We start from the raw sequence: 23,829 nt of genomic DNA on the forward strand, positions 1-23,829 counted from the left end.
TACGAGCAGGAATGGGTGTGGGACCGGCGGGATAAGGAGCGGACTAACGCACCACCATCGGACAAACCCGCGTCATAGCCACGGTGGCGAACTGAGCAGCTGCCCGCGCATTGTCGCAGGTGGCGAGGTTGTGCGCGCAGCCGGTGAGCAGGAGGAGGGCGAGGGGGATGAGGCGGGTCATTGTCTCGGTTCCTGCGGCGCTGACTGAGCCTGTGCTGTGGCCGCGATATCCATAGCCTTGCTCACCACAGCCGCCTGCTCTCCAGCGGTCTTGCCGGCCTGAAACGCTGCGCCGATGATAGCGCCAACCCACGCGGTTACGATGACGGCGGAGGCGAGGGTCATGAAGCCCTGACTGTCCAGCAAATCCTTGTGGATCGCCATCAGGCCGAACAGCATCGTCGTCTGGGCGAAAACGCCGAGGGCCAGCCAGCCTTGGAAGCTGTTGGGGGTTTGCTCGCGGATCATACCCGCCCCGCATACAGTTCAGCCTCAGCCGCCCGCCGGCGAATCAGGCCATTGGACACCTTGCCATCGTTCTTGTTCCAGCGGGCGAACTCAGCCTTTGCGCCTGCGAAGTCGCCCGCGCGGTGCTTGCGCAAAAGGGTGCTGCCGGCCAGCCCATCGGCACCCTCGCCCACATTATAGGCGAACGACACCAGCGCATCGAATTGCGCCTGCGTGGTGGGATAGCCCGCCACCAGCTTGTTGACCGCCGCCACGAACCGCTTCTGATCGCGAAGCCAGAGGCGATCGGCCTTGTCGCGCGTCCAGACAGCGCCCAGCCTGATAGGCTTGCCATCCTCATCGACGGTCGTGCCCCAGCCATTGGTGACGGGCAAGCCATTTTTGCTGTCAGGATCGGGGTATGCGGTCAGGCGCAGGCTCTCGAAACTGTGGATCAGCGCCACGCCTGCTGCGCCGATCTGCCAGTCCGATTTGGCCACTGCTGGCGCGCCGATCACCGCATTGATCGCATCCACGTCAGCCTGCGTCAGCGCAGCGCCTTTGCGCTCGCGGATCAGGTCGAAAAGTCCCTTGTCGGTCATGTCATCCTCCCAGCGGGCGCTTGCCCGTCGCGATGTCCTGGAGCGTGCGTTCGGCACTCAGCTCGGTTTGCACCTCTTCGCGGATCGCGGCTTTCCGCCGGGCGACCTCATCCACGATGCCGTCACTCACCTGCCGCACGAAGCGATCGGTGTAGAGCTTGACCACGCGGTCAGCGCCAACCGTTGCCCCGGCCGTAATGAGCGCCGCGCCTTCGCCATCGACACCGGCGCGGCTGATCAGCCAGTAGGAAATCAGCGCGACCATCGGCAGGATGAGGATGTCCGCCAGCACAAGCGCCGGCTTGATCTTCACCCCCTTCTTGATGAGCAGCGCATATTTCGCGAGGAAGCCGAACGACAGGCCAACCCAGATCCAACCATATTTGGCGATCAACGCCTCGCCCCATGGCGTCATCGCCGTAGCTCCCTGATGAGTGTGCATGGTGCCCGGCCGTCAGACGGTAAGGCCGTAGACGGCGGCCACCGCATCGATGAGGGCGTTGCGCCGCGCGTTGGCTGGGTTGGTTGCGTCGGCGCTGTAGAAGGACAGGCCACCCAGCACGATCGCCGCTTCGATCATGCCGAAGAATTTATGCGTCGGCTGGGTTGTGCCGGGCCTGCCACCGAACCACGACCCAACGCCAGCATCCTTCGCGTTTTCCGTGACGGCACCCAGCAGCGTTTTGCCCAGGAAAGCGGACAGGCGCGTGCGGATCGGGTCATAGTGGATCGTGAGAATTGAGCGCGTGCTGTGCGGGATGACGCCGACCAGATTGAAGCCGCCGGTCGAGCCATGCCGCGCGCGCAGCGTCAACGGGCCGTCCACCGCCGGCTGCTCCAGCCAGATTTGCAGATATTCGCCGTTGGGCAGCTCATAGAGCAACACGCGGATTGCACTGGCCGTGGTTCCGTTGCTCGGGTTGATGACGAACACGACCGTATAATCGCTCGGCATCGCGAAGTTCGGCATCGCCAGACGCTGATGATTGTCGGGCGTGGCGGGGAAGACGAAGCCGAGATTATCCTTCGTCCCGCCGCTACCCGCGAGCGCGACGCCGTTATCGACCGTCCCGGCAAGTCCAGCCAGCCGGTCCCGAAGCGCGGTGGTCGATCCAGCGAGAAGGCTCTTGGCGTCGAGCCAGAGCAAGAGTCCTTCGATATTGACCAGATCGATCTCAGCTTGCGTGATGTCGATATACTGGCCGGCGCGGGCGGCGCTGGTGCGGGTGATGAGCGTGCTGCCACGAGTGGCGGGGAGTGCCATGCTTATGTCCTTTCTCAGGCGGAAACGGTGACGTTGAGTTCCTGCTGCTGCGCCCAGAGGAAAAGCGGGCGGCCGGTCGTGTGTGACCAGTATTTGCGAAGCGAGCGGATGCAGCTGCGCAGGCCGTAGAGGCGTCCCATGCCGTCGCGATTGGACAGCGCGGGATATTTCTTCGCGCCGATGCAGCCAATAGACACGACCTCGCCTGCGCCAGTAGCGCCGGTGACGCGGAAGGTGATGACATTGCCATCGACCTTGACGCCGCTGACCGTGCGGGACGCCGTGCTGTCGCGATAACTGATCCCAAGGCTGCCCGGATCGGCAACGCCCTTCGTATCGTCGGTGACCGGCTCCGACATGGTGACCGTTACCATAGTGCCGGATCGACGCGCGGACACCATGCGCGGAGTGCGCGCGCGGCTGTTAGTGGCAAACTCCCACAGGAGGTGGCCGCTCAATTCGTCAATATGACGGTGCCCCTGCGCCCTGTGATGGACGGTCGCGACGTCGTCCATCGACGTCCAGTAAAGAGGCATGGCGACGGCGCGATTGGACGCTATCGACGCCCAATTCCCGACCGCCAGCGCGGCAGGGCGAACAAGGCCGGTGTCAGTGCCTTGGGTGGAGGCAGGCTGGGCCGCGACGATCGGGATGCCGCTGACCTGTCCGGTGAGGGGTGCAAGCAAATCGACCTTGCCGCGCAGCACATCGAAGTTCGCCTGAATGCCCGCGACGCCCGAGCTGTCGCCATTCTCACCCCAGTTGAAGATCAAGCCTGCGATTACCGGCGTCAGGCCCATGCCGGCCGCGATCGACACCGCCGAGTTGACCATGGCCCGGATATCCGACCACGGCTGAGCATCGGAACCGGCGGAGCCAACCAGTGCCGCGAAGCTGGAACCGGAGAAGCCGTTGTTGATCAGGAGAACCTTGGCCCCTGATGCCATGGCAAAGACTTCCGCCGCGCCAAGCCCCGACCCCTCATATTCGCCAACAACCATGTCAATGAAGCTGGTGAAGCGGGAAGGGTCCGCTGGGTTCGCGACGTCGCCAGACCCGCCGGACGACTGGTGGGGGTGGGGGCCAGCGTTGAAGGTCAGGCATTGCCCTGGGAGGGGCGCCAGCTCCGTGAATTTCGGGTTTGGGGCCGATCCATCGGCAGCCTGCGTAATGCCGATACTGTTCGATTGGCCATGCTTGATGATGATGTAGAGGGCGTTGGGCGACGATACCTGCTCGCGCCAGCCGACGACGCCGATCGGATAGTCAACGTCCGGCCCCTTCACACGCATCAGGCCGGGCGACACGATGCCCAACGGGGTGAAGTCGCCCTGCTGCGAAAGCGTGACACCCCGGCGCGTCGGCCAGAGGGTTCCGGGGTCGATCTCGAAGACTGCGGCTTGCTTGCGCCCCAGCAGAGTTTCACCGGCCGGATCAGGGACTACCTGCCCCTCGACGCCGGCATCGTAGATCACCCCGTCATATTCACCGCGAAGGCTCAGCCCACCATCGGTCATGAGGTTCGGCCGGTGTCCGTTGGTAAACGGCATGCGCACCGATGGCTCCACGGCCAGCGCGCCAAGAATCAACCGACCCTGTTCATCCCGGCCGATCGGGAAAGCCCCGTCCTGATCTACCACGATAGCCGACCGCCCGCCGCTCAGCGGCGCCCGCTGGCTGCCGGGCCGTGCAAAGTGACCGTCCAGCCCGTCCGGCGTCATGATCAGGGAGGACAGGCCATTCGCGTCGATCTGCGCCGGCTCCATGCCATAGGTCAGCGGCACCCGCGTGCCCTGCACCGTAGCGGGAAGGTCGAGCGCATCGACGCCCCGCGCGATCGAGAGCGTCGTCAGATCCTGACCGGAGATATTGCGGACGCACTCCAGAAGGCCGATGCCATTCATTTCGCCGGATCGGACATATCCGGGCTTCGCGGCGTCGATCGTGAAGCGCTCGCCGACGTCGATCACGCCGCCATCTGCGCGAAGCACATCGCTGCGGTCGATCCACCCGGCCGTCTTGACGCGGCCGAATGCACCGGGCCGGATATCCTCCCACGCGATGCCGGCGAAGGTCGAGAAGCGGTCGGTGTTGAGCATCGGCCGGACGGCGCGATGGCTGTCATCCGTGAAGGCCAGCGCCATGCCCATGAAGATCATGGTGCCGCCGCTGTTGAGCAGGCTCGCCTCTTCGTCAGCAATGAACGGGCGATACCGCGCACCGACATTATATTCGGAGGCGACCGCCTTGCCGGTCAGCGCGGTGTTGATGATCGCGAGGATGTCCGCGTTGGTCATCGCCGTGTAGTTGGCGCTGAACACGATATCGACCGCCGCGAAGCCATCGACCTGCACCGTCAGGGTGATCGGCGCGCCAGTCCGGTTGCCCAGCCGCGCGCCCAGCTTCGTGATGGCGCCCGGCCGGCCGCTGGTGATGTCGGAACTGATATCGCCCCAGCCATAGGAATAGCCGGCCATGCCAATGTCGCCATCGACGCGAATGACGCCGGCTGTTCCGGTCTTCCCGCACAGGATCGGCGCTGCCGTCCCGCTCAGGACAACCTTGGAGGTCGCGCCGGTGGTCGCGGAGGTGATCCGCAGCGCGCGACCGAAGTCCTCGATGCGGAAGACGGCGGGGCTGTTGCCATAGCCGACCAGTTCCCAGCATCGATGATCGGCGGGCTGCATGTCCAGCGTGGTTGGGAGCCACGGCTGCACCGCCATGGTGATATCGCCGGATAGGGTGGCGTTGCTCAGGAGTGCCCGGTTCATGATCATGGAGCCGATCGACTCCAACCTGAAGCACCAGCCTGCGACGTTGGTCGCCGTCAGCGAGCCGCCGATCCATTCGACAATAGATGGCGAGGTGAAGCCGATCTGATCGTGCGCGGAGAAAGCGGCGCGCGGCGCGCGACCCCCGCAATTGTCGAAGCCGTAGTAAGAGCCCGACGTCGTGCCGAGCGCCCATGCGTGCTGAGACGCCCAGACGGACTGACCCCAATAAGCATCAGCGGCGTCATTGCCGAAGTGGACGATATCGACGTTGCGCCAGACGTTCCGGCTGTCCGGCGCGAAGTTGACCGAGTCGATATGCGCGCCGTAGCGCATGTTGCCGACCCACAGCGTCGCGTCGCTGACTTCCTGCGACTTGTTGAAATCGAAGCCGCTGGTCGCCTGAATGGTGGCGATCGGCGTGGTTGCCGGCAACCGAGCATCTATGATCGTGCGGCACTTGCCGGCGCCGCGCAGGATCACGTTGTCGCCGTCCGTGCCTGAGCCGATCAGCCCGAGGCTGCGTTCGGTAAACACGCCTTCGCCGACATTGACCTGCGCCATCGCGCCGGGGCTGGCCAGCGCAGTGGCCGTCTGGAGGGCGAGGGCGATGCTGGCGTAACTGGCCGCATCAAGGATTGCGCCAAGGCGCTTCCCGGTGGCGAACACGGTGCCCACAGCCTGCTCAACAGATGCGCCGCGCGTGATCTCGTCACCGAGCAGGGCCGTGCTGGCCGCTTCCTGCATGACGTCGGAGCCGTTGCGATAATAGCTCATCACCATGTCGGTGAGCGTGATCGTCTCGGCAGTGCCGGCGTTCGAAGCGTCGGTGAGCGCGATGTACGGGCGAAGGTCGTCCAGTGTCATCCCGGTCGGCGCCTGGAAGTTGAACGAGATCACGCGGCGCGTCGGGCTGATCTGCTTGTCGATCACCTCCGTCGCCACGATGGCCGTGGTCGCCAGATTGACGTCGCGCACCTGCATGTTGACCGTGTGGCTTCGCGCCCAACCGGTCGGCGTATTGAAGCCCAGCGTGAGGCGCGCCTGGCGGCCCGGCAGCATCTTGCGCAGGCGGCCGGTCATCGGCAGGCGCCACTGCATGATCGTGTTCTGGCCGCTTTTCCCGGCAGGAATAGTGCTGCCTACCGTGCGGCCACCATCGTCCTTGGCTGCGACAGCATCGTTGAAGAACTGGAAGATGGCCTCGACCTTGCCGAAGATATCCGCCGCCGGCTCCAGCGCGGCGAGGCGCGCATCCAGCGCGGCGTCTGTCCCGGTTGCGCCAGCGGTCGCAGGCGTGGCGATGACGTCCCAGACGATCGACTTGACCCGAAACGAGCGGACTGCGCCGGTCGGGCTGTTCGCGCCGATCTGCACGGTAGCGCCGACCCAGAGTTCATCGCCGACCATGGTATAGGTGTAGTCGCGGGTCAGGCGGGTGCCGGACTGGCCTGCCGCCAGTGCCGCACCGACGTTCATGTCGGTGGTGCCGTTCTGGCGATCGACGCGCACGGCATTGCCGCCGAATGGGGTGGCGGCCAGATAGCCGGCCGTTGCCTCCATCACTACCCGCAGGCGGATGGTCGAGCCGGCGAGGCGCTGGGCTTCGTCAAAGCTGAACGGGATGCGGAGGATGAGATTTGAGCCGGCGCCGTCTTCCCCGATGGGAACAGTGAAGCCGATGGTCCGGCCGCCGACAATGATCGGGATCGCGCCGCCACTCGTCCCGGTGAGGACGGAGGTTTCCGGCAGTTTTTCGCCGGATGTGGCGGTAATGTTGGCTGTCAGCGCTGCCGCAGCCTGAGCCTCCGCGATAGCCTCCTCAAATAGCGCCTGAACGCTAGCGGATGATGGTAGCGAAATCCCCAAATCCTGCGCAACGCCGACATTGTTCTTGTACATCTTGACGAAGGTATTGGTACCGTCGCCCTTGACGAGAAAGATTTGCCCGTTGGTCGTCCCGGCAACACCGGCAGCGGTATTGTCGTAGATCCCGGTCGAGAAGCCGGACGTCGTCAGCAACTGGTATAGATCGATGAACGCAGCCAGCACACCTTCGCGTGAAGGCTTCATTGTCGGGGATGGCGGGTTTCCGAAAAGTGCGTCCCTGAGAATGTCTATTGCGCTCACAACGTCACCTTTGAAAGTATGTTGCCAAGACATACCTAATGACGCAATTTTGCACAAGCCAGATGAAATATCTGGAATACACAACACGCATTATGTTGCGCTAAATTTTTGATACCCGCCTGATAGCTGACCGGTTGAGGCTGGTGGTCAGGATGGTAGTCCCGCTCGCCACCGTCCCGGCCACATCCTGCTTCGAGCCGTCGTCAAATGTGACGCGCATTGTGATCGCGCCATCCGCGACGCCCCGCGCGCCCCAATTAAGTGTGAGAGCGTCGGCAGCGCGGGTCGCCACCGCACCGCTCGTCTTGATCGGGGAGGTTACCTTGCCGCCCAGCTCGCGCTGGGGCAGGCCTATGCGCAGGGTGAAGTCGATCGGGGCGCCGGCCGCGCTCCAGTTGTAACGGATGACGTGCCTCGCCGACGTCGCTGTCAGCGTTCGGGTATTGGTATAGCGGGCAAGCGTCGCAGTCAGGCCCGACAATAATGTGCCGCCACCTTCGGAACCCGCGCGCATTTGCAGATTAGCCACGTTGGCGAGCGACCCAGCGATTAGGGCGAGAAAGGCGCTATTGGTCCAAGTTTGGCCGATGCTGGCCGCTGCGCCAGCATTGTCGGGGCGCAGTGTGAGGACAGTGGTTGCCGACGCGGTACCGTAGAAACGAATGTCAATGATATCGACGCCGTTGACAGTGCTGAAGCCGACTATCTCGCGGGTCAGGCCTGCACCGCCCTCCGGCATTGTCCATCCCGTCGGCAGTGCGCCACCAGAGCCGATCACACCAAGCGCAGCGCCACCGGTACCGCTGTTGACGACTTCATTATCGGTTGATGGCTCATAGAGCAGGCCCAGAAGTGCGTGCGTGGTCGGATGATAGTCGAAGCGCGCCACATCGGCCGCCTCGCTGACAAGGCTGCCCGCTACGTTGGTACGCTGGCCGGCGCTGGAGCGCGCGAAGGTCGCGCCAGATGGCAGTACACCGCCGGTGAAGTCGAAGGCGCCGACGTCGGCGCTTACCGGGCCAAACGGATCAGCCTCCAATGCCGCCCCATCGTTCGCGACGATCCAATAATAATACTGGCCGGCGCTGAGCGGAGTGTCAGTGTAAGACTGGACCTCGCCAAGGCCACCGGGGAAATTGTCCACGATCTTGGTGGCCGAACCGAAAACGGCGCTTGTCCCGCGCCAGATATCGGAGGAAAAGAACCGAAGGTCGACCGGGTTCTTCCATGTAAGGACGGCTTGATTGACGCCGCCCTGTACGGCCATCGTGACGGTTGATGGCAGCTCACTTTCCACCGAGAGCGTCGCATATTCCCATGCCGGACCACGCCCCGACGTCACAACATAGCGATAGCGGACAGTGTAATTCCCATCCGGCAAAGGCACGCTGACCGCCGTGTTGATGTTGATCGACATGGGTTGCCATGTGTCATTCTCGCCGCCGGTTATCTCGGAGGTGAGGATATATTCCGCGACATAGGTGGCGTCGTCGCGGGGTAGGGCCGGAAAGTCGATCTTGATCGTGCCGTCCGAGAAATAGACGTTTTCACCGGTGATGGCGGGGAATGACACGGTGCCCTCGCTGCCATCCACGACGGGCTTGGGTTGCTCCTCGCCGGGGAGCAGGGTCCAGCGGGTGGGGCTGACCGGGACGGCACCGAAGCCGGTGAAGATGCCGGCACTGTCCAGTTCGACGGGGGTGGCGATCTCATAGTCGCCCGCGAACGTGTTATCGTAATTGATCGTGACGATGCGCTCTTGCCGCGCGCGCAGGCCGCGCAGGTTGACCGTTGGCCCGATCTTGTGGCGGGGCTGCGAGCGCATGCCGATCGCCTTGGCCAGTCGCATCGCCTGGTTGTGGTTCTGGCACGCTTGGATTTCCACCGTCAGGAATTTCGGCGTCGTCAGCGGGTCGTAATAGAGCGGGTTGATCCATGCCGCGCTTGGCTGGATCGTGAAGTTTGCTTCAGGCTCCATATATTTGACGATGACGCCTTGGGTTTCGCTCTCGCCGTCTTGGGCTTCCTGAGTGGCCATCCCCATAATGTCGCGGTTGCGTGAGAAGGAAAGGGTGGGAGCTTGCCAGTGACCAACGAGGACGTATGACAGCCCCGTTTCCCCAAAGAAAATCTGCGCGTCACATGCCAGCATGATTTCGCGTTCAGCGTCGGCGCGGCGCTTGCTATCTACGATGGAGACGCCCGCCTCATAGCGAGGTTGATCGCCCTCGATGCCGGTGACTGTCTGGTCGCAGATGTCCGCCTGTTCAGCGATCTTCACCCAATCAATCGCGCTTTCCGGCTTGTTGCGACCGAATGGGTGGGTCCGAAACCAAGCCCAGATCAGAGCGGCATTGCGGCTAGGCTTGTAGGTCGTCCGGTCACCAAGAACCTGCGCTTCATCACGTGGATCGTAGATGTTGGCCCAATCGCCCGCGATGCTTACGGATGGCTCTCCAAGGCCAAAAGGCCCGCGCCAGCGATAGATTTTATAGCGATGCTCGACCGGCAAGGCGTCCATGCAAACGACGCTGTATGTTGTGCCGACCAGCTTATGATCGAGCGTCCACAGCGAACCCATGGCTGCGTCGAACTCTGCCACGCGCCCAGGAACGGGGTTTGTTTCTGAATAGGTGCGCGTCCAGATGCGGATATAGCCTCTGCCTTCACCATCGGTTTCAGCTGGATCTTTGTCTTTGTTCGTCTTGAGGCGGAATTCCGCTTGCTGGACATAATTTGAGCCGTCCAGCGTGACCGCTTCATCGTCCAAATAATATTGCAGGGGCAGGCTGGTGTGCAGAATTTCGTCGCTGTGGACGATGATGTACCAGAAGCGGCCTTGGCTATCGAAATCGCCGAAGAGAGCTCCCCCGCCTTGCCGAGCGCGACCAGCGGTTAGCCAGCGCGGAGGGTCTGAAATCCTCACGTTGACCTTTCCGGCCTCCATCTTCGGGGCGCGCTGGCTGGCACCCAAGATAGCCTGAATGGCAAATGACCCGGCTGCGATGATGACCGCACCGATAACCGCGCCCAGGAACGAGGTCGCCGCAGCAGAAGCGCCCGCGCCCAAAATGCTTCCGGCGAGGGAAGTGCCCCAGCCGGGAGCGTAATAGGACAGGACGGCAATCGCGATGAGGCCAGCGATCTTTTTAACGACTGCCATGCCATACCCCGCGATGTCGGACGAATTTCAGCCGAATTTCGACCATCCCTCGCTCCAAACGCACAGCGACTGAATCGCCGGTGCATATCCCGCCGATTGCCAGTGTCTCGCCCTCGCCGTCGTAAAGCACCTCGACCACATCGCCGCGCGCCGGCTCACCATCTTTTGCGACCGCTCCGGCGAGCGCCATAAGCCCCGCCACGCCGCCATGCGCCGCCATCTGCCCTTGTGCGCCCTCTGCGGTGTCGTAGCGGCCAACGAATTGACCAGTGACATCCTCATGGCCGGTGCGCGCCAGATATCGCCCGATCGATAGCATGCAGTCGCTTTGCCCGTAGACAAAAGCTGACCGGCGCCATTCGCGCAGGGTGTCGTCCACGATGTCCGTCATGGGATTTGATATGTCCTGTTGGCCAGCAGCGCGAGATATTCGGACCCACGATCCACCGACACGCCGAGCTGTTGCGCCCTGCGCTTCTGCATACTGTCTGCATAGGTGCGGTCAGGCGTGTCGCTGCGCCCGTGATTATTGTCCTTTGCGACGATCGAGACAGTATAGGATTTGACGATTGCGCCGGATTGGCCGCGCTGTAGCTGCTCCGAAAACTTCGGAGAAAACATCGTCATCGTCTTGTAGAATGAAAGCGGGGTGTTCGGGCGCAGCCCTTCACCCTCCACGAAGATCGCGAGATAGCAGGTCAGCGCGCGACCGTAGACCTTGGCCTGGTCAGCCTTGAGCGCCTCGTACAGCGAGAGCGTATCCTCCCCAGGCAGGGTAGGGATTGTGAGCGAGAAGTTGTAGGATGCACTGGTGCCATCGCGCCCGTCTTGAAGAGACGGGGAATTGTGGTGGTTGGTGCCATTGGCATCGACGGTGCCAAGCCACTCATTACCCTCTATATCGATGAAATTGCCCTGACCGTCCCATAGGCGGATTGGATCATCCTTGAAGTCGTAGAGCCAGCACTTGCGGACGGTTGCCACGATATCAGTGACGTCATCGGCAGCGCCCAGGATGTCGTCAATATGATCGTAGAATGCGCTCATGCGCACATATGTTATATATCATAGGAAAAAAGCGCAACATAAGTGCGCTCTTAAGCATCTATCTAACTTGCCTCGTTGCTCAGGATTTTCAGGCATTGGCGTTGCAGGCGCGCGACATCCTTCGCTACCGTTTTTGGCTTCATCGGATGCCGATAAAAAACGCGCAGGGTTGTCGCGCCGTTTACAGAACGAACTTTATAGGTTTCCCACGGTTCCATCTTCGGCCCCCAAATGGGCCGAACTGCGAAATCTATGTCATTACCGCCTTCGACCGGCAGCACTACGGCATCGCCGGTTCGATTGAGTTCTCTTGCTATGCATGTGGTCGCATCCGTCGTGCTCATATCCAGAGTAAGCACTCGCCCCCAATCACGGTGAGGGTAATCCGTGCCTGATCGGGCCAGCGACGGTGCCGCGATGGCAATTCCAAAGCAGGAAAATGTTGCGATCACCAGTTTCATGCTGACTTATCCTTTTTCCTGCTCAGCCGGGCAATATCTTTATCCCAATCTCCGGCCCAGCTACCTCGCTTTGCCATCTCGCACAGCTGGATCGCCCTCTCATAGTTCCCACGCTTTTCTTCAATAATTCGCAATTGTTGGAAACAATGATGGGCTGGCACTTGCCCAAAAGCGGCAGCGGCTTCAACTGCCGCCTGCTCATGAATTGAGACGCTGGCTTCGCAGGCTTCCACAGCGGCCTGAAATGCGCCGTCCACGCTGTCACGCCATCGATATGTCACAACGCATTGATTATGTAATCCGAAATGTCGATCTAAGATGGGAGTAGAATATTCAGCATAGCCCATTGCCTTCTTTGCGAAGCTGATAGCCCAATGGCTATATCCCGGCCTGCTGTACCATGTTGCTATCGATGATAGGCGGTAAAATGCCGTCTCTCGCGTCAGTCCGGCCATATGGTCGATTAACGGATTAGCACCATTGGCCACGGTCGAATTCGTAATTGAAACGTTCAATGTGAGGGGCGAGTACATGGACACCATCAGATTGCGGTCATCTCCATCAAATGACGTCAACCACCAATCTAAAATTTCCTGCCCTGTCGAATCCATACCTTAGTTTGACGCGCTCATTTGACTAAGGCGAGTCTAAACAAGAGCCTCTTGCAGGATGATCTTGCCCGGCTTCACATGCCCCATGTTATTATAGGCGGCCCGGATATCAGCGCCATTGCTGATCCGGCCTGTGAACCACGGGCGCAGGTAGCAGTTGTCGCCGGCCGCTATGTCACGCCGCAGGGGGGGGGTGACGATCGCAGTGGCAACATCACCGTCATAGGTGATCTCGTCTATCAGGTAGGTTTCACTTTCGTGTCCGACGACATGGCCCGGCCCGACGATCGGCCCGACGCCGGTTAGATCGAACTGCATGGTGACGGAGCCTTTCTGTCCGTCAGCGGAGTAACGGGCGGTGAAGTCACCATCCCAATTCTGCTGGTTGCTCCAAGCCTGACCGTTGGACCACGGCACAGCGGACATACCACGGCTGCGGCTGTAAGCGATCTGGGGCGATGGAGCGAGGCGAACACGAAACACCTGCCCGCTGATCTTGGACATGATCCACGACGCCAGAGGTGCGTCCCATTCTGTGTCGATCAGGGCGGGCTGCGTTTCCAGCATAGCAAAGCCGCCAGGCTCAGGCGTGATGAATTGAGCGCCGCCACTGGTAAGGCCGCCGTCATAGCCCTGCCCCGGAACGTGGAAGAGTTGGCTTTCAATGCGGAATGTTGGGAAGCTGTAGACTTTGGTCACGAGACTACCGTTCCATCATGGTCCCACTCGCCTGCCCATTGATTGAAATTAAGGCGCGCTGTATCGACCGCCTCTTGTCCAGCGCGGCGGGCGACGGCCACAACTGTGTCCGGCATCATAGCGCCCTCAAGCTTGATCTCCTGATTAATGGTCATATTCATCGACGGCCTGCCGCCGCCGTGCATCTGCACCCCCAGCGAACCATTCGGCCCACGCTTGAGCGGCATGATCGCCTCCGGGCCAGCCTCGCCCATTTCGCCAAGCTGCGCGCCGTTGGCGAAGCGGAAGAGGGTGGGGGTGTTGACGATCTTGTTGGTGAAGGCGCCGCCCTTAGCGAAGCGCTGGGCAGTGCCATAAGCACCGCCCAGGGCATTCATGGTCGGGTTATACTCCCAGCCTTTGGTGAAGTCGGGGATCTTGACGGTCGCGCCCGTGCTGACAAAGCCCTTGCTGCCCGCCGATCCGCCACCAAAGATGCTGGCAAACAGGCCGCCGCCAGACGACCCGCCACCCGAAAACATGCTATCAAGAAAGCCGTTCAGCGTTTTGTCGAGCAGTTTATCGATGATGCGGTTCAGGCTGTTGATGACGCTATCGGCGAAGGCCTTGAACACGCTGGCGCCATCGCGAGCGCCGTTGATCCAGTCGGACATGAAGCCCTTCGTCACTTCGCGCGCGTCAGCAATGGCCTGAGCCTGTTGGTCGATCGCATATCGCGCCTGCCCATAAGCCGCGCCTGCCGCCTCGATCGCGCGAATTTCATCGGGAGATAGTTCGATCCCCGCGCGCTTCGCATCGTTGAGGCGGTCGACAATATAAGCATAGGCTTCTGCCGACGCGCCAGTCAGACCCAAGCCCTTGCGCTCAAGGTCCAGCGCATACATGGCGTCTTCAGCATCCTTACGCACCGTTTCCATGCGCCGGTTGCGATCCTGAAGTATATGGTCATCCGCCTGACCGGATGCCGCCTTAGATACCCGGTTCGCATCTTCGGTCGAAAGCGTCACGCCTTTGGGGAGTGCATTTTGCGCGGCGGTCAGCATCTCCATTTGAATACGCGCACGCGTCAGTTCGTCGCCGTACAGTCCGATGAGATTGGTCTGGTCGTTTATCGACGTGCGCTGCTTTTCGATGCTATCGGTGACGCCCTGAATCGCCGTCGCTACATCAGTCGCGATCTTGGCATCTGCATATGCCTTCGCGAGCCGGTCAACCTCTTTGGTGACAGCCGCCGTGACGGGAATCTTCGCCTTCTCGATATCGTTGAGCAGCTTGGTCCGCTGCTCTAGCTCAATGGCGGCGCGGGCGGACAAGCCGATGGCATCAGCCTTCGCCTTTTCAGCCTTTATCTCCGCTTCGGCGCTACGCACGATATCGGCGAGTTTCTCAGCGTCCGACTTGCCGCCCTTGGGCGTGCTGGGCTTGTCATACATCGCCGCAGCCATGGCGTTCTGGCGGCCCTGCGCGTTCTTGCGTGCCCGGCCAACAACATCATCCATGAACTTCTGGGCTTGGGCGTACTGATCCTTGAACGACCCGCCGATCAGTTCAAACAGGTTTTCCTTGCGCCCGGTTTTGATGTTCTCGATTAGCCGGGGGATAATCATGCTCGCACCGGTAAGGCCTGCATATACGCCCGCGAGACCCGCGCGGATGGCGGTCACCAACCATTGCGTAAACTCGCCCCACTTCTTGGACATGTAGTCCGTGGACACGCCGAACGCTGACGCGATCCGCTCCCACGCGACCTGGAACACAGCCTTGAACGTGTCGCCAAGAGTGACCGTTACGGCATTGAGTTTTTTCACCTCCTCCTTGGTATATCCCATGGCGGTGGTGTATTTCTTGAGGCCGGAATCGTCGTTGGCCTGCTCAGTCAGTGCCGCGATACCGGCCGCCGCTAGGGTTAGAATGGCGATGATCGGTAGGAGAGGCAGCAGAGCGGCGCCAATGGACGCGGCTGCGGCTTTGAAGACGGCGCCGAGCGTCTGCCCAGTCATCGCAGCCTTGTTTTGCAGGATATCAAGAAGCTGCGGACCCTGCTGGATCGCAATCATGAATGGGTTCATGCCCATCGCCAGCGTAACGCCGATATCTGACAGCTGCCGGCTTGCGTTCAAGGTGTCTTGGGCGGTGAACTTGATTGCTGAGCTGGCCGCGTTAGCTCCCTCAGCCACCTTGCCGAGGGAATTGCGATAAGCAACGACATGAGCGTCGGCCTGGGCGAACGCGGGGGAGGCCGCCTGCACCCTGTTCTGCCACGCGACAACATGCGAATTAGCGTCTTGCTGGGTGCGCGCAAGGGCCGCCAAGTGCTGCGTATATGCAATGACATGACTGTCGGCGCTCGCGATTGCCGCCCCAGCCAGCGCCGCGTCAGCCGCAGCTCCTTTCTGCGCTGCCGCCGCCACATTTGTGCCAGCCACCATAGCCGCTAGATGCTGGGTATAGGCGGTCACATGCGCGTCAGCGACGGCCATCGACCGTGACGAATTGTCATTGGCGGACGCTAACGCCTTCTCAGCCTGCTGCACCTTCGTGATGGTGCTGATCAGGGCAGACAGCTTGTTGTCGATCGACTGAACGGAGGCGACCAGCTTGGCGATCGAACCCGCCTGATTACCGAAATTCACCTTTGCCGCTGCGGCTGCGGCCCGATCCGACGACGTAGTGAAGCGGTCAAGATCGTTCGCCGCAGTGACGACCTTGCTGCTATCAATATTGAGACTGAGAGCGGCTGCGTCCATGTTCAGCGCCCCCGCCGGTTGGCGGTGGCGGCCCGGAACGCTTCACGCGGAGAGACTGCGGGCTGGTCCGTGCTGGGCTGATCGGAGCTGTTGACCTTCTTCATATAGACCCCGTCCATTTCCCGGATGCAGTGCTCAAACATGTCCGCATCCTCCGTCAGCCAGCCGCGCGTGTGATCCTCGATCTTGCTCGCCGGAATAGGCCCGACGCCGAAACCAACCTGCCGTTCAGAGGACAGGCGCCAGAAATCGGCGTACCAGCCTGCGAACCCGTCCAATATTTCCGGCGGTTCAAGCGCATCGGGGACTGCGCCATCCTCGCCGGCCTGCTCTTTCGCTGCGGTGTAGGCGTCGCCATTGTCGAACCACCACCGCAGCGCCGCCGTTAGTTTCCCGCCGCTTCCTTTGCGCGCTCACGAACCTTGTCAGCGACCTGATCGCCCGCCCATTCGACGCCGTTGCGATAGGCCTTACCGACGCCATGTTCGTCGGCTGCAGTCAGCACCAACAGCGCATTTTCCTTGGAAAACGGCAGCGGCTTGCCTTTGGTCGTCAGGACGGCGATGTCTTCCGCCTTACTCAAATCCCAATCGAGCAGGATATGCTCTGCCAGCACCTTGCCGGTAGCGATGCCGAACTTCGCCATCCCTTCGTCAGTGCTGAGCTTCTTCCCGGTGCGGCGGGCGAGGCCCTGGATCGCCGTTTCATACGGCTTGAAGTTGGTCGAGCGGACCAGCAAGCGCACGCCGGGGAGGGCAGGGATTTCCTCGACCCATTCGCCGGGCGCGAGGTCTACAGGCTTGTCGAGATTGCCGATTTCCATGTTTCATTCTCACCGGGTCGTTCGGGTCCAAGGACGACGGCCGACCCGACAGCCGCCGCCCCTAGCTGGTTTAGATCTCGATGATATTCGTGTTGGGCTTGATCGATGCGTTGAGCATCTGAGCAGTGTTCGCCTCGCCGCCGTTCTTCACGCGCGACATGGCCAGCCCATAGAACAGGTCAGTCTGCCCGGCTGGCGAAGCGGTGGCGGTGATTGTGGTTGCCGTGCCCGCTGCCGTGGTGGCAATTGCCGCGCCACCGGGGGATGCGGAAACGGTGAAGGTCGTCGGCGTCAGCCCGGCTTCGCGGACATAGTAGACGGTGCCAGCGACAAGGCCAGTGGGCAGAGTGCCGCTGTTAGGCGTGAACACGACTGGCGAATTCGGCTCAAGCGCGTGGCCGCCGGGCCATGTGATGACGCCAGGAGACGCAACGCTGATGGTGACGACGCTTTCCGATACGCAGCCCGCGCCCCATTCGACCTTGAAAGCATAATTGGCGCAGCCAGCCATCGCCTGAAGAAGCCGGATTTGGCCGGGATCATTGGGGAGCGGGGCAAAGACGTTCGGCATTTCTGCCGAGTTCATTGTGCCGCCGATGGTCAGCGTGCGATCCGCGTCAATGAAATTCTGAGTGATTGCTTCGCGAGCGTCTCCAAGGGCGCCGGCATTGGTCCAGCCATTGATCGGAAGCCATTCCGGCTCCTGCGGAACGAAGTCCGCCAGTTCCACAATAAGATCGGTGGGGAGCGCAACGCGCGTCCCGATGAAAATCTTGGATCCCCCAATCTTGTAGAGATTCATAGCGCCACGCTCCCGTTGCCCATGACCGGGCGGTTCCGAATTGACGGAACATTACAACGGGAATGTCATTTGCGCAATAATGATGCGTTGCTATGGAATATTAGATCAACGCTACGTGCTGGACCAGAACACCCGCACCACCACTACGCGATGGGCCCCATCCACATAAGCAGCCAACGCCGCGCTATCCTGCGTCACCCGCAACCGCGAACGTCCGAAGGGCATGCAGGCGTCGGCGGGAAAATGCGCGGCGATCTGACCGCCCAACTCTTTCAGACGCGCGTGCGTGACAGGCTTGGCGATCGGCCATTGCAGGGTGAGCATCAGAGTGCCGGTGCGTTCGTGAAGAGACGGGTCGATCCGTCCGCCGCGATCAGGCGCGTTCGCCACATCCGATAGCAAGATGTAGGGGAGGGGGCCGGATGCGTCCTTGGGCGGCGTGAAGATCGCGCCCGGCTCATAAATCGGAATGGCGATATCGAGGGCGAGCGTGTCCACGCGCTGCTTGAGCGCCAGCCAGTCGCTTGTCTCGATCGTTGGCACGGTTGCCATCACTTGCCCTTCATCTTCACGGCCTGCTCCTGCACGATCTGCGGCCACTTGGCTGCTGCGGCCTCTGCAAAGCCGTAGCCGCTTTGGTTGTATGTGCGGCCAAGGCTGTCCTCTCCAGCGAACCCGTAATTCAGGCGGCGGGAATAGGCTGCTTGCCATCCGATATAGACGGTATCGCCGGGCTTGATATCCGCCACGCCCAAGCTGAAATCCTTCTGCGTGGCCAGCACATCGATGATCTGGGGCGGCCTCGTGTCGATCACGACCGAACGGGCGAGGTTGCCGGTTTTCACTGGCACGGCACCACCGTTCGGGATGGTGTTGCCAGCCTCCTTCGCCAGCGCCTGGACGCTGTTGCGCAGCAGGGCCGTCAGCCCGTTCGTGGACAGGTTGGCGGCCCATTTTGCCGGATCGACGCCCTGCCAGCCACCGGCCATTTACTCGCCTTTCACAGCCTTCGCAGGCTTGGCGCTTTCGGCGACTTCCTTGCGATGATCCGCCCCAGCGTCGATTCCGATCATCGCGCGCAGGCCTTCCACGGTCACGTCCAATGCCTCGGCCATTTTGCCATGCATGATCGCGTCCCGCAGACGCTTGCGCTTCTCCGCGCAGTCTTTGCAGCTCATGTTTCTTCTCCTGCTACAGCCCGAAGGCCCAATCAATCGTCTGGTCGCCGCGACATCCGCAATTTACGTTGTTTTTTACACCTCCCGCAGGATCATGCGGGTAGAGCATGACAGAGCCATCAGGGAGGTGGAACGGCGTGTCGATGCCCGTGACTTCCTTGCCGTGCATTGCGACATGGGTATCGCGGGCGTGATCAAGGCCCCGGCTATGATACCAGCCCTTGGTAACAGCGGCATCGTCGAGCCCGGCCTTGCCCAGCGCTTGCTTGGTCGCCTCCGCGCGCGCCATTTCCACGCCGCTTGCGGTTTCTGTGCGGGCAATATCCTCCGCGCGCCGGGCCAGCAGCCGGTCGCTGTACTTGGCGACCATTTCCTCAATCTTCGCGGCGCTGAGCGGGTTACCCTTGCCCGCCGCCACATCGCGGATAGCCTTCTGGATGGACCGGTCAAAGCGCCGATCGCGCAGCGTCATTCCGGTGCCTTCGACCCATTTCCCATCCTTGAAGCGCCCAAGCACCTTGAGCATTTCGTCTGGATCGCCGGACAAGAGGCGGGCGCGCATGTTCTCGACATAGCTTGCCTGGCCAGTCAGCTTACCAGTGCGTGCATCAATGCCGCCGGACAAGCCAATGATCCCGCCCTCACGCCGCCCGCTGATCGGGTTCACCTTGCCGGCAATGGCAGTGGCGATCGTCTGCGGGCCTTCGCCGCGCTGGAACCCGTCGCCTATAACCTTGCGCGCCGTCTCTATCTGCTCATCGACATATCCGGTAATGCGCGCGGCGGCCTCTGTGCGGATTTTCGCCTCAGCGCGTGGGTTGGTCATGTCGAAGCGGAACACGATGTTGGTCGGCGTCGGACCGTCCAGCGACAGGGATGGCGGGGCAGGGGGCGGCGTCCGACCTGGGCCACGCGCTTCAGGCTCCAGCACCGGCCCGCGAATAGAAGGATCGCGGGTTTCGCGGCGGAAGAATGCCACCCGATCTTTCGTGACCGATTCCGACACGACCGCGCCAGCCTTGGCAAATGCTGCCTGCCGCTCCATCACATAACCGCTGAACACACCGCTTTCGATATTGAGCGCATCTATCGCTGCATCGACGTCACCGGTGCGCAGAGCGATCAGGAGACGGGGGTAATCGATCCCGGCGCGCAGCGTAGCGATGGCCGCAATGAACACCGCTGCCAGCAATGGTTCAAGCTGGTCGATCAGGTCTTGGAGGTCGTCGCTCATTGGCGCGCCACAAACTGAATGGCGCAGGGGATGCCGGCCGCTGGGATATTCTTCACCGACATAACGGTAACGGGCGCACCATCGATTTCCAGCACGTCCGCAGGCTCGTAATCATCGGCGTTGTAGCCGCTTTCCGGCACGGCCACGATGACAAGCAAGTCCGTGGCTACGATCTGGCCGCCATTCTCAACCGGCGTTCCTACCAGTTCCTTGCCGACCCCGCGTGCAGCACCGTCGAGCGGGATGCGTTCCGGCGTCGGGGGTGATGGCGCGTCCCACGGATTGACTGGCGCTGGTCCAGCGACATAGCGGGTGATGGCAATCTCGCCTTGCCCAAGGCCGCCAGCGCTGGTCGGGGCAAGCAGTTCACGCCCAACAGCCCGCATGTCGTCATAAAAGTCGCCCATCAGCTTCCCAGCGTCCACAGGAACGCCGCGCCCTTCGTGTCATCGCAGATGAAGGCGGACAGCCAACCGTCAATCTGGCTGTCTATGAACGCCGGTCCTGCGCCAACCTCCGCTTTCCCATCATCGAAAAACTCGCGCTCGATCACATCGACCTTCTGACGCTTCACGCGCGCGCCGGGGGTCGGGGCCGGGCCTGCGAGCGTGCCGGGGGCAGAGCTTTCCAGCCATGCGGCGCGATAGGAGGCGTTGACCACCGCAGGCGGGATAGCATCGTCAGGAATCGCCTGAACGCAGTTGACGCGCGCGCCGGTGCGTGGCCACCCCAATTCCTGCATCACTCCGCCGGTGCGATAGCCGGTCCAGAACGCTTCGTAGCCATCGACATAGGCGCTTCCCCGCGAGCGCAGAACCGCGAGCGCTGGGGCCGTGCCGGGCAACACATAACCCTGCTCGTCAAGCCAGGCCTGAAAGCCTGCATCATCGCCATAGGCCGCCATTACTGCGTCGGCTCCCGTGCTACCCACATGACCGCCGTGCCAGCGGTGCAGGTGGTGCCAAACGGCAAGAGCGTCAGGCCAGTCGTCACCACCGAGAGCGATAGGACGGTGTTCTGTGCGGCGTTGCAGATGCCAGTGAACGCGGTGGCCGATCGCGTCTGGATCTTGCACGGCATCTGATTGTTCGCTGTGTCGACCACCGCAGCATAGGCGAATGGGGATGTGCTGGTGAACGCTCGGGCTAAAGACACGGAAAACGTGCAGTTCGCCGCCAGAGTGGTGTTGCCGGCCTGCACAGAGGTCGGGCGCGTGCTGTCCTGCTTCGGTGTGCAGTTGACACCGCTGCCGATCGTGCCGTTCAGCGTGTCGCCCGAAGGCGCGACTGGGCATGCGGGCGGGATAGCAGCCTGCGCAGCACTGGCCTTGCTATCGGCGGCCTGCACCTCGGACTTGGTGGCGAGGTTGCTGGTGTCAGCCGGGGGATAGGCGACCTGACCGAAGACAGGGGAAGCTACGATCGCGGCAAGGAACAGCAGATAGCGCATGTCGGCACCTCAATATTGTTCGATGAAGCTGATGGTCGTGGTGGCGCTGCACACGGCGTAGATCGCGGCTGCGGTATCCAGTGTGAGGGATGCGCCAACGGTCGGAGCCAGCGGGAAGCCTGTCGTGGTCGTGACGCCGGTATTGCCGAATGCGCAAGTATTGGCAGCGCCGACACTCATCGTGATCTTGTTCCGACCGGTGCGGGCGGCTGCGACCAGCGTAGAGGATGTGGTGACGCTGACTTGCCCGGTGTTGAGAGACGCGCCGCCTTTGCTGACGACATTCGCGCCCGCCGTGCTGCCGGGGGCCCGGTCCCATGTGCTGCCGTTCCAGACGTAATTGCGCGATACAGTGAGAAGGCGGGCAGTCGATCCGGTCGTTTGAGCATCGCTATTGTCACCGACATTCGCCAACGGATTGACGCTATCGGCTTGCATCAGAGTTACGTTTAGCGAGCCGCGCGAACCTTGCATCAGATTGCCACGCTGGCCGTCTGTCAGAGGCGAAAGCGTGCTATTGTAGACGCCGCCGACCTTGACCGGGTTGCCGGTATCGGCTGCGCCCGATGCAGCGTTGCCCTGCACCTGGGAGGCTGAGGTGCCGGTGCCGCCGCTGGTAGCAGCGCTACCGTCAGGGTTTAGGATGACGACGCCCTGCGCATTGAGCGTGTTGCCGGTCGCTGTTGAATAGGTCGGCGCCGTCACCTGCGCGACAACCGGAGAAACGAGGAAGGCCGCGAAACCTGCGACGGCCAAGATGAAACGTCGAAGGGCCACGGCCTTGCTCCTGTTCAGTTCTGGTTACGCCGGGCGCTTGGCGTCCGGTGCAGCTTCAGTGATGGCTTCACGTGTCACCGTCTTGCCCGTCAGTTCGGCCACGGCTTCCACCGCTGGGAGCCCTGCCTTGGTCCAGTGCGCGTCGGTCTTGCCGTCGAGCAGGCCGACAGCCGACTTGATCTCATCGGCGGTAGCAGCTTCGGCGGCCTTGGTGGAGGCGTCGATCTTCGCTTGGAGTTCGGCGACCAGCGCTTCGGCCGTGTCGGCTCGCTCGTTGGCGGCGGCCAGATCCGTGGTGTGCTGGGCCAACATGGCGGCAATCCGCTTGTTGGCCTCGTCCACGACTTCCTGGCGGATGGCGGCGGCGTCCACACCTTCCGAGCCAGTGACGAATTCCGCATTGTCCGGCTCCTCACCCACAACTTCGGCACGACCGATCCAGCCCGGAGGCAGGTCGCCCTCGGTTTCGATTTCGTGCCCGATGGTATATTCGCCTGTCGGGTTCGCCTCGGTCGGGGCGCCGTAGATACCGGCGCCCGTGATGCGGATGGTCTTTACCTTGGCCTGGGTCATGTCAGAGCCTCCGCTTATACGCTGATGCTGTAGAAGACGCCGCCGCGACCGTTATAGTCGGTGCGGATCTCCAGCCCCATCGCGCCAGCGACGTCGAACTGATAGTTCGCGCGCGGACGGTCGCGAGGGATCGCGGTAGTTGCGACGGCCATACCGATCAACGGACGGATATAATCCGCGCTGGGGACGAAGCCGAAGAACTCGTTGCCGCTCAGTTCAAACGACACCTCGATCTTGTTGATCCGGCGATTGGTCCGCAGGAAGTCCATCACCGTACCGGCCTTGAAGCCTGCCGACCCGGAATAGGTCTTGTCCCATGCCCGCGCGATTTCCGGCGAGATATAGATGTTGACCTTGCCGGTGATCAGGTTGGCATCCAGCATCGCGCCGAACGGGCCGGTGAAGAACGAATCGAGCTGATCAGCCGTGGCGGTCGTCAGGTTGATATTGGCGCCGGCGGCACCGATGTTGATCGACTTGGACAGCGGGTGGTTGCGAATGCCCCAGCCAGTATAGCCCTGGAATACGATCGAGGTGTCGCCGTTCAGTGCATACATGGCCATATCGCGCTTGATCTTCGCGGTATGCGCTTCCTGATCGTCCGCCAGCGCGTCGAAATTCTCCGACTGGAGACTGTTCCATTCGCGCCATTCGCGACCATAGGCGGTGTGGAACATCGGGACGACTGTGCCACGATAGTCATAGACCACCTTGTCCATGGGGACCGGAACCTGACCCGACATGCTGCGCAGAACCACGCCCGCATCCGACGAAACGCGGTTCAGGTGGACCAGCTTGCCGATGTTCACCGGCTTGGCCAGCGGCATCAGGTCGGCCATCCAGACTTGACCTTCATCCGAGCGCATGACGCGGCGGGTGATGTTGTCCATGTCTAACCAGGCATCGCGCGGGAGGACAGCGGCAGCATTGCCGAGCATCACATCTTCGTTGGCGTGAAAATAGTCACGGTCCTCATTCAGTTCATCGAACCAGAGGCCATGCTGGCGGGGATTTTCGGCGATGAGAGCCTGATCGAAGTAACGCATTGAAC

At 61.8% G+C, this 23,829-nt stretch carries 26 protein-coding genes; all 26 read right to left on the reverse strand.

The genetic code is table 11. The features are described from left to right. Window positions 1-43 precede the first annotated feature (43 nt). Window positions 44-181 carry a hypothetical protein gene (locus RQH62_RS23245; RefSeq protein WP_311271025.1) on the reverse strand — a complete coding sequence of 46 codons (138 nt, stop codon included), beginning with the start codon at window positions 179-181 and terminating at the stop codon, window positions 44-46. After that, the gene (locus RQH62_RS23250) at window positions 178-468 is read right to left on the reverse strand and encodes a hypothetical protein (RefSeq protein WP_311271026.1); all 291 of its coding nucleotides are present in this window, start codon (window positions 466-468) and stop codon (window positions 178-180) included. Before RQH62_RS23250 ends, RQH62_RS23245 begins: the two co-directional genes overlap by 4 nt. Next, window positions 465-1,049 (reverse strand): lysozyme, encoded by a 585-nt coding sequence (locus RQH62_RS23255; RefSeq protein WP_311271027.1) that lies wholly within the window; start codon window positions 1,047-1,049, stop codon window positions 465-467. The genes RQH62_RS23250 and RQH62_RS23255 overlap by 4 nt, the downstream gene beginning before the upstream one ends. Before the next feature lies 1 nt (window position 1,050). Then, the gene (locus RQH62_RS23260) at window positions 1,051-1,464 is read right to left on the reverse strand and encodes a hypothetical protein (RefSeq protein ID WP_311269752.1); all 414 of its coding nucleotides are present in this window, start codon (window positions 1,462-1,464) and stop codon (window positions 1,051-1,053) included. A 39-nt stretch (window positions 1,465-1,503) separates the two neighbouring features. Further along, window positions 1,504-2,313 carry a hypothetical protein gene (locus RQH62_RS23265; RefSeq protein ID WP_311271028.1) on the reverse strand — a complete coding sequence of 270 codons (810 nt, stop codon included), beginning with the start codon at window positions 2,311-2,313 and terminating at the stop codon, window positions 1,504-1,506. A gap of 14 nt (window positions 2,314-2,327) precedes the next feature. After that, window positions 2,328-7,157 carry a hypothetical protein gene (locus RQH62_RS23270; RefSeq protein WP_311271029.1) on the reverse strand — a complete coding sequence of 1,610 codons (4,830 nt, stop codon included), beginning with the start codon at window positions 7,155-7,157 and terminating at the stop codon, window positions 2,328-2,330. A 157-nt stretch (window positions 7,158-7,314) separates the two neighbouring features. Further along, complete coding sequence (locus RQH62_RS23275) at window positions 7,315-10,377, reverse strand: hypothetical protein (protein WP_311271030.1); 3,063 nt, start codon at window positions 10,375-10,377, stop codon at window positions 7,315-7,317. Next, window positions 10,364-10,756, reverse strand: coding sequence for a DUF6950 family protein (locus RQH62_RS23280; RefSeq protein ID WP_311271031.1), 393 nt, complete (start codon window positions 10,754-10,756; stop codon window positions 10,364-10,366). Before RQH62_RS23280 ends, RQH62_RS23275 begins: the two co-directional genes overlap by 14 nt. A gap of 8 nt (window positions 10,757-10,764) precedes the next feature. Further along, the gene (locus tag RQH62_RS23285; protein WP_311271032.1) at window positions 10,765-11,424 is read right to left on the reverse strand and encodes a hypothetical protein; all 660 of its coding nucleotides are present in this window, start codon (window positions 11,422-11,424) and stop codon (window positions 10,765-10,767) included. Between the two features lie 62 nt (window positions 11,425-11,486). Further along, window positions 11,487-11,885, reverse strand: a complete 399-nt coding sequence (locus tag RQH62_RS23290; protein ID WP_311271033.1) for a hypothetical protein — start codon at window positions 11,883-11,885, stop codon at window positions 11,487-11,489. Continuing rightward, a complete protein-coding gene (locus tag RQH62_RS23295) occupies window positions 11,882-12,496 on the reverse strand; it encodes a hypothetical protein (protein WP_311271034.1) in 615 nt (204 codons plus the stop codon). Before RQH62_RS23295 ends, RQH62_RS23290 begins: the two co-directional genes overlap by 4 nt. Before the next feature lie 36 nt (window positions 12,497-12,532). Next, entirely contained in the window at window positions 12,533-13,195 is a 663-nt protein-coding gene (locus RQH62_RS23300) for a hypothetical protein (RefSeq protein WP_311271035.1), read from the reverse strand. After that, complete coding sequence (locus RQH62_RS23305; RefSeq protein ID WP_311271036.1) at window positions 13,192-15,942, reverse strand: phage tail length tape measure family protein; 2,751 nt, start codon at window positions 15,940-15,942, stop codon at window positions 13,192-13,194. Before RQH62_RS23305 ends, RQH62_RS23300 begins: the two co-directional genes overlap by 4 nt. A 2-nt stretch (window positions 15,943-15,944) precedes the next feature. Further along, window positions 15,945-16,220: a hypothetical protein gene (locus RQH62_RS23310; protein ID WP_311271037.1), complete on the reverse strand. Its 276-nt coding sequence runs from the start codon at window positions 16,218-16,220 to the stop codon at window positions 15,945-15,947. Window positions 16,221-16,327: 107 nt separating this feature from the next. Continuing rightward, window positions 16,328-16,765, reverse strand: coding sequence for a hypothetical protein (locus tag RQH62_RS23315; RefSeq protein WP_311271038.1), 438 nt, complete (start codon window positions 16,763-16,765; stop codon window positions 16,328-16,330). 70 nt (window positions 16,766-16,835) lie between these two features. Next, window positions 16,836-17,567, reverse strand: a complete 732-nt coding sequence (locus tag RQH62_RS23320) for a hypothetical protein (protein WP_311271039.1) — start codon at window positions 17,565-17,567, stop codon at window positions 16,836-16,838. A gap of 111 nt (window positions 17,568-17,678) precedes the next feature. After that, a complete protein-coding gene (locus RQH62_RS23325; RefSeq protein WP_311271040.1) occupies window positions 17,679-18,119 on the reverse strand; it encodes a phage tail terminator-like protein in 441 nt (146 codons plus the stop codon). Continuing rightward, window positions 18,119-18,556, reverse strand: a complete 438-nt coding sequence (locus RQH62_RS23330; protein WP_311271041.1) for a hypothetical protein — start codon at window positions 18,554-18,556, stop codon at window positions 18,119-18,121. The genes RQH62_RS23325 and RQH62_RS23330 overlap by 1 nt, the downstream gene beginning before the upstream one ends. Then, the gene (locus RQH62_RS23335; RefSeq protein ID WP_311271042.1) at window positions 18,557-18,745 is read right to left on the reverse strand and encodes a hypothetical protein; all 189 of its coding nucleotides are present in this window, start codon (window positions 18,743-18,745) and stop codon (window positions 18,557-18,559) included. A 13-nt stretch (window positions 18,746-18,758) separates the two neighbouring features. Continuing rightward, window positions 18,759-19,979, reverse strand: coding sequence for a hypothetical protein (locus tag RQH62_RS23340; protein WP_311271043.1), 1,221 nt, complete (start codon window positions 19,977-19,979; stop codon window positions 18,759-18,761). After that, entirely contained in the window at window positions 19,976-20,386 is a 411-nt protein-coding gene (locus tag RQH62_RS23345) for a hypothetical protein (protein WP_311271044.1), read from the reverse strand. The genes RQH62_RS23340 and RQH62_RS23345 overlap by 4 nt, the downstream gene beginning before the upstream one ends. Next, window positions 20,386-20,910: a DnaT-like ssDNA-binding protein gene (locus RQH62_RS23350; RefSeq protein ID WP_311271045.1), complete on the reverse strand. Its 525-nt coding sequence runs from the start codon at window positions 20,908-20,910 to the stop codon at window positions 20,386-20,388. Before RQH62_RS23350 ends, RQH62_RS23345 begins: the two co-directional genes overlap by 1 nt. Next, window positions 20,883-21,428 carry a hypothetical protein gene (locus RQH62_RS23355; protein WP_311271046.1) on the reverse strand — a complete coding sequence of 182 codons (546 nt, stop codon included), beginning with the start codon at window positions 21,426-21,428 and terminating at the stop codon, window positions 20,883-20,885. Before RQH62_RS23355 ends, RQH62_RS23350 begins: the two co-directional genes overlap by 28 nt. A 9-nt stretch (window positions 21,429-21,437) precedes the next feature. Then, complete coding sequence (locus RQH62_RS23360) at window positions 21,438-22,205, reverse strand: hypothetical protein (protein ID WP_311271047.1); 768 nt, start codon at window positions 22,203-22,205, stop codon at window positions 21,438-21,440. Window positions 22,206-22,229: 24 nt separating this feature from the next. Next, window positions 22,230-22,778: a hypothetical protein gene (locus RQH62_RS23365; RefSeq protein WP_311271048.1), complete on the reverse strand. Its 549-nt coding sequence runs from the start codon at window positions 22,776-22,778 to the stop codon at window positions 22,230-22,232. A gap of 14 nt (window positions 22,779-22,792) precedes the next feature. Beyond that, window positions 22,793-23,824 carry a major capsid protein gene (locus RQH62_RS23370; protein ID WP_311271049.1) on the reverse strand — a complete coding sequence of 344 codons (1,032 nt, stop codon included), beginning with the start codon at window positions 23,822-23,824 and terminating at the stop codon, window positions 22,793-22,795. Window positions 23,825-23,829: the final 5 nt, after the last annotated feature.

This window comes from Sphingobium sp. WCS2017Hpa-17, from assembly GCF_031843765.1.
In the GTDB taxonomy this organism is placed as follows: Bacteria; Pseudomonadota; Alphaproteobacteria; order Sphingomonadales; family Sphingomonadaceae; genus Sphingobium.

Bases quoted from the DNA above. Each gene is read 5' to 3' on its own strand.
- RQH62_RS23365 (WP_311271048.1), bottom strand. From the start codon at position 22,778: ATGACCCAGGCCAAGGTAAAGACCATCCGCATCACGGGCGCCGGTATC.
- RQH62_RS23370 (WP_311271049.1), bottom strand. From the start codon at position 23,824: ATGCGTTACTTCGATCAGGCTCTCATCGCCGAAAATCCCCGCCAGCAT.
- RQH62_RS23290 (WP_311271033.1), bottom strand. From the start codon at position 11,885: ATGAAACTGGTGATCGCAACATTTTCCTGCTTTGGAATTGCCATCGCG.
- RQH62_RS23325 (WP_311271040.1), bottom strand. From the start codon at position 18,119: ATGGCAACCGTGCCAACGATCGAGACAAGCGACTGGCTGGCGCTCAAG.
- RQH62_RS23345 (WP_311271044.1), bottom strand. From the start codon at position 20,386: ATGGGCGACTTTTATGACGACATGCGGGCTGTTGGGCGTGAACTGCTT.
- RQH62_RS23315 (WP_311271038.1), bottom strand. From the start codon at position 16,765: ATGGAAATCGGCAATCTCGACAAGCCTGTAGACCTCGCGCCCGGCGAA.
- RQH62_RS23355 (WP_311271046.1), bottom strand. From the start codon at position 21,428: ATGCGCTATCTGCTGTTCCTTGCCGCGATCGTAGCTTCCCCTGTCTTC.
- RQH62_RS23250 (WP_311271026.1), bottom strand. From the start codon at position 468: ATGATCCGCGAGCAAACCCCCAACAGCTTCCAAGGCTGGCTGGCCCTC.
- RQH62_RS23295 (WP_311271034.1), bottom strand. From the start codon at position 12,496: ATGGATTCGACAGGGCAGGAAATTTTAGATTGGTGGTTGACGTCATTT.
- RQH62_RS23275 (WP_311271030.1), bottom strand. From the start codon at position 10,377: ATGGCAGTCGTTAAAAAGATCGCTGGCCTCATCGCGATTGCCGTCCTG.
- RQH62_RS23340 (WP_311271043.1), bottom strand. From the start codon at position 19,979: ATGAGCGACGACCTCCAAGACCTGATCGACCAGCTTGAACCATTGCTG.
- RQH62_RS23305 (WP_311271036.1), bottom strand. From the start codon at position 15,942: ATGGACGCAGCCGCTCTCAGTCTCAATATTGATAGCAGCAAGGTCGTC.
- RQH62_RS23265 (WP_311271028.1), bottom strand. From the start codon at position 2,313: ATGGCACTCCCCGCCACTCGTGGCAGCACGCTCATCACCCGCACCAGC.
- RQH62_RS23260 (WP_311269752.1), bottom strand. From the start codon at position 1,464: ATGACGCCATGGGGCGAGGCGTTGATCGCCAAATATGGTTGGATCTGG.
- RQH62_RS23320 (WP_311271039.1), bottom strand. From the start codon at position 17,567: ATGAATCTCTACAAGATTGGGGGATCCAAGATTTTCATCGGGACGCGC.
- RQH62_RS23335 (WP_311271042.1), bottom strand. From the start codon at position 18,745: ATGAGCTGCAAAGACTGCGCGGAGAAGCGCAAGCGTCTGCGGGACGCG.
- RQH62_RS23285 (WP_311271032.1), bottom strand. From the start codon at position 11,424: ATGAGCGCATTCTACGATCATATTGACGACATCCTGGGCGCTGCCGAT.
- RQH62_RS23270 (WP_311271029.1), bottom strand. From the start codon at position 7,157: ATGAAGCCTTCACGCGAAGGTGTGCTGGCTGCGTTCATCGATCTATAC.
- RQH62_RS23255 (WP_311271027.1), bottom strand. From the start codon at position 1,049: ATGACCGACAAGGGACTTTTCGACCTGATCCGCGAGCGCAAAGGCGCT.
- RQH62_RS23330 (WP_311271041.1), bottom strand. From the start codon at position 18,556: ATGGCCGGTGGCTGGCAGGGCGTCGATCCGGCAAAATGGGCCGCCAAC.
- RQH62_RS23245 (WP_311271025.1), bottom strand. From the start codon at position 181: ATGACCCGCCTCATCCCCCTCGCCCTCCTCCTGCTCACCGGCTGCGCG.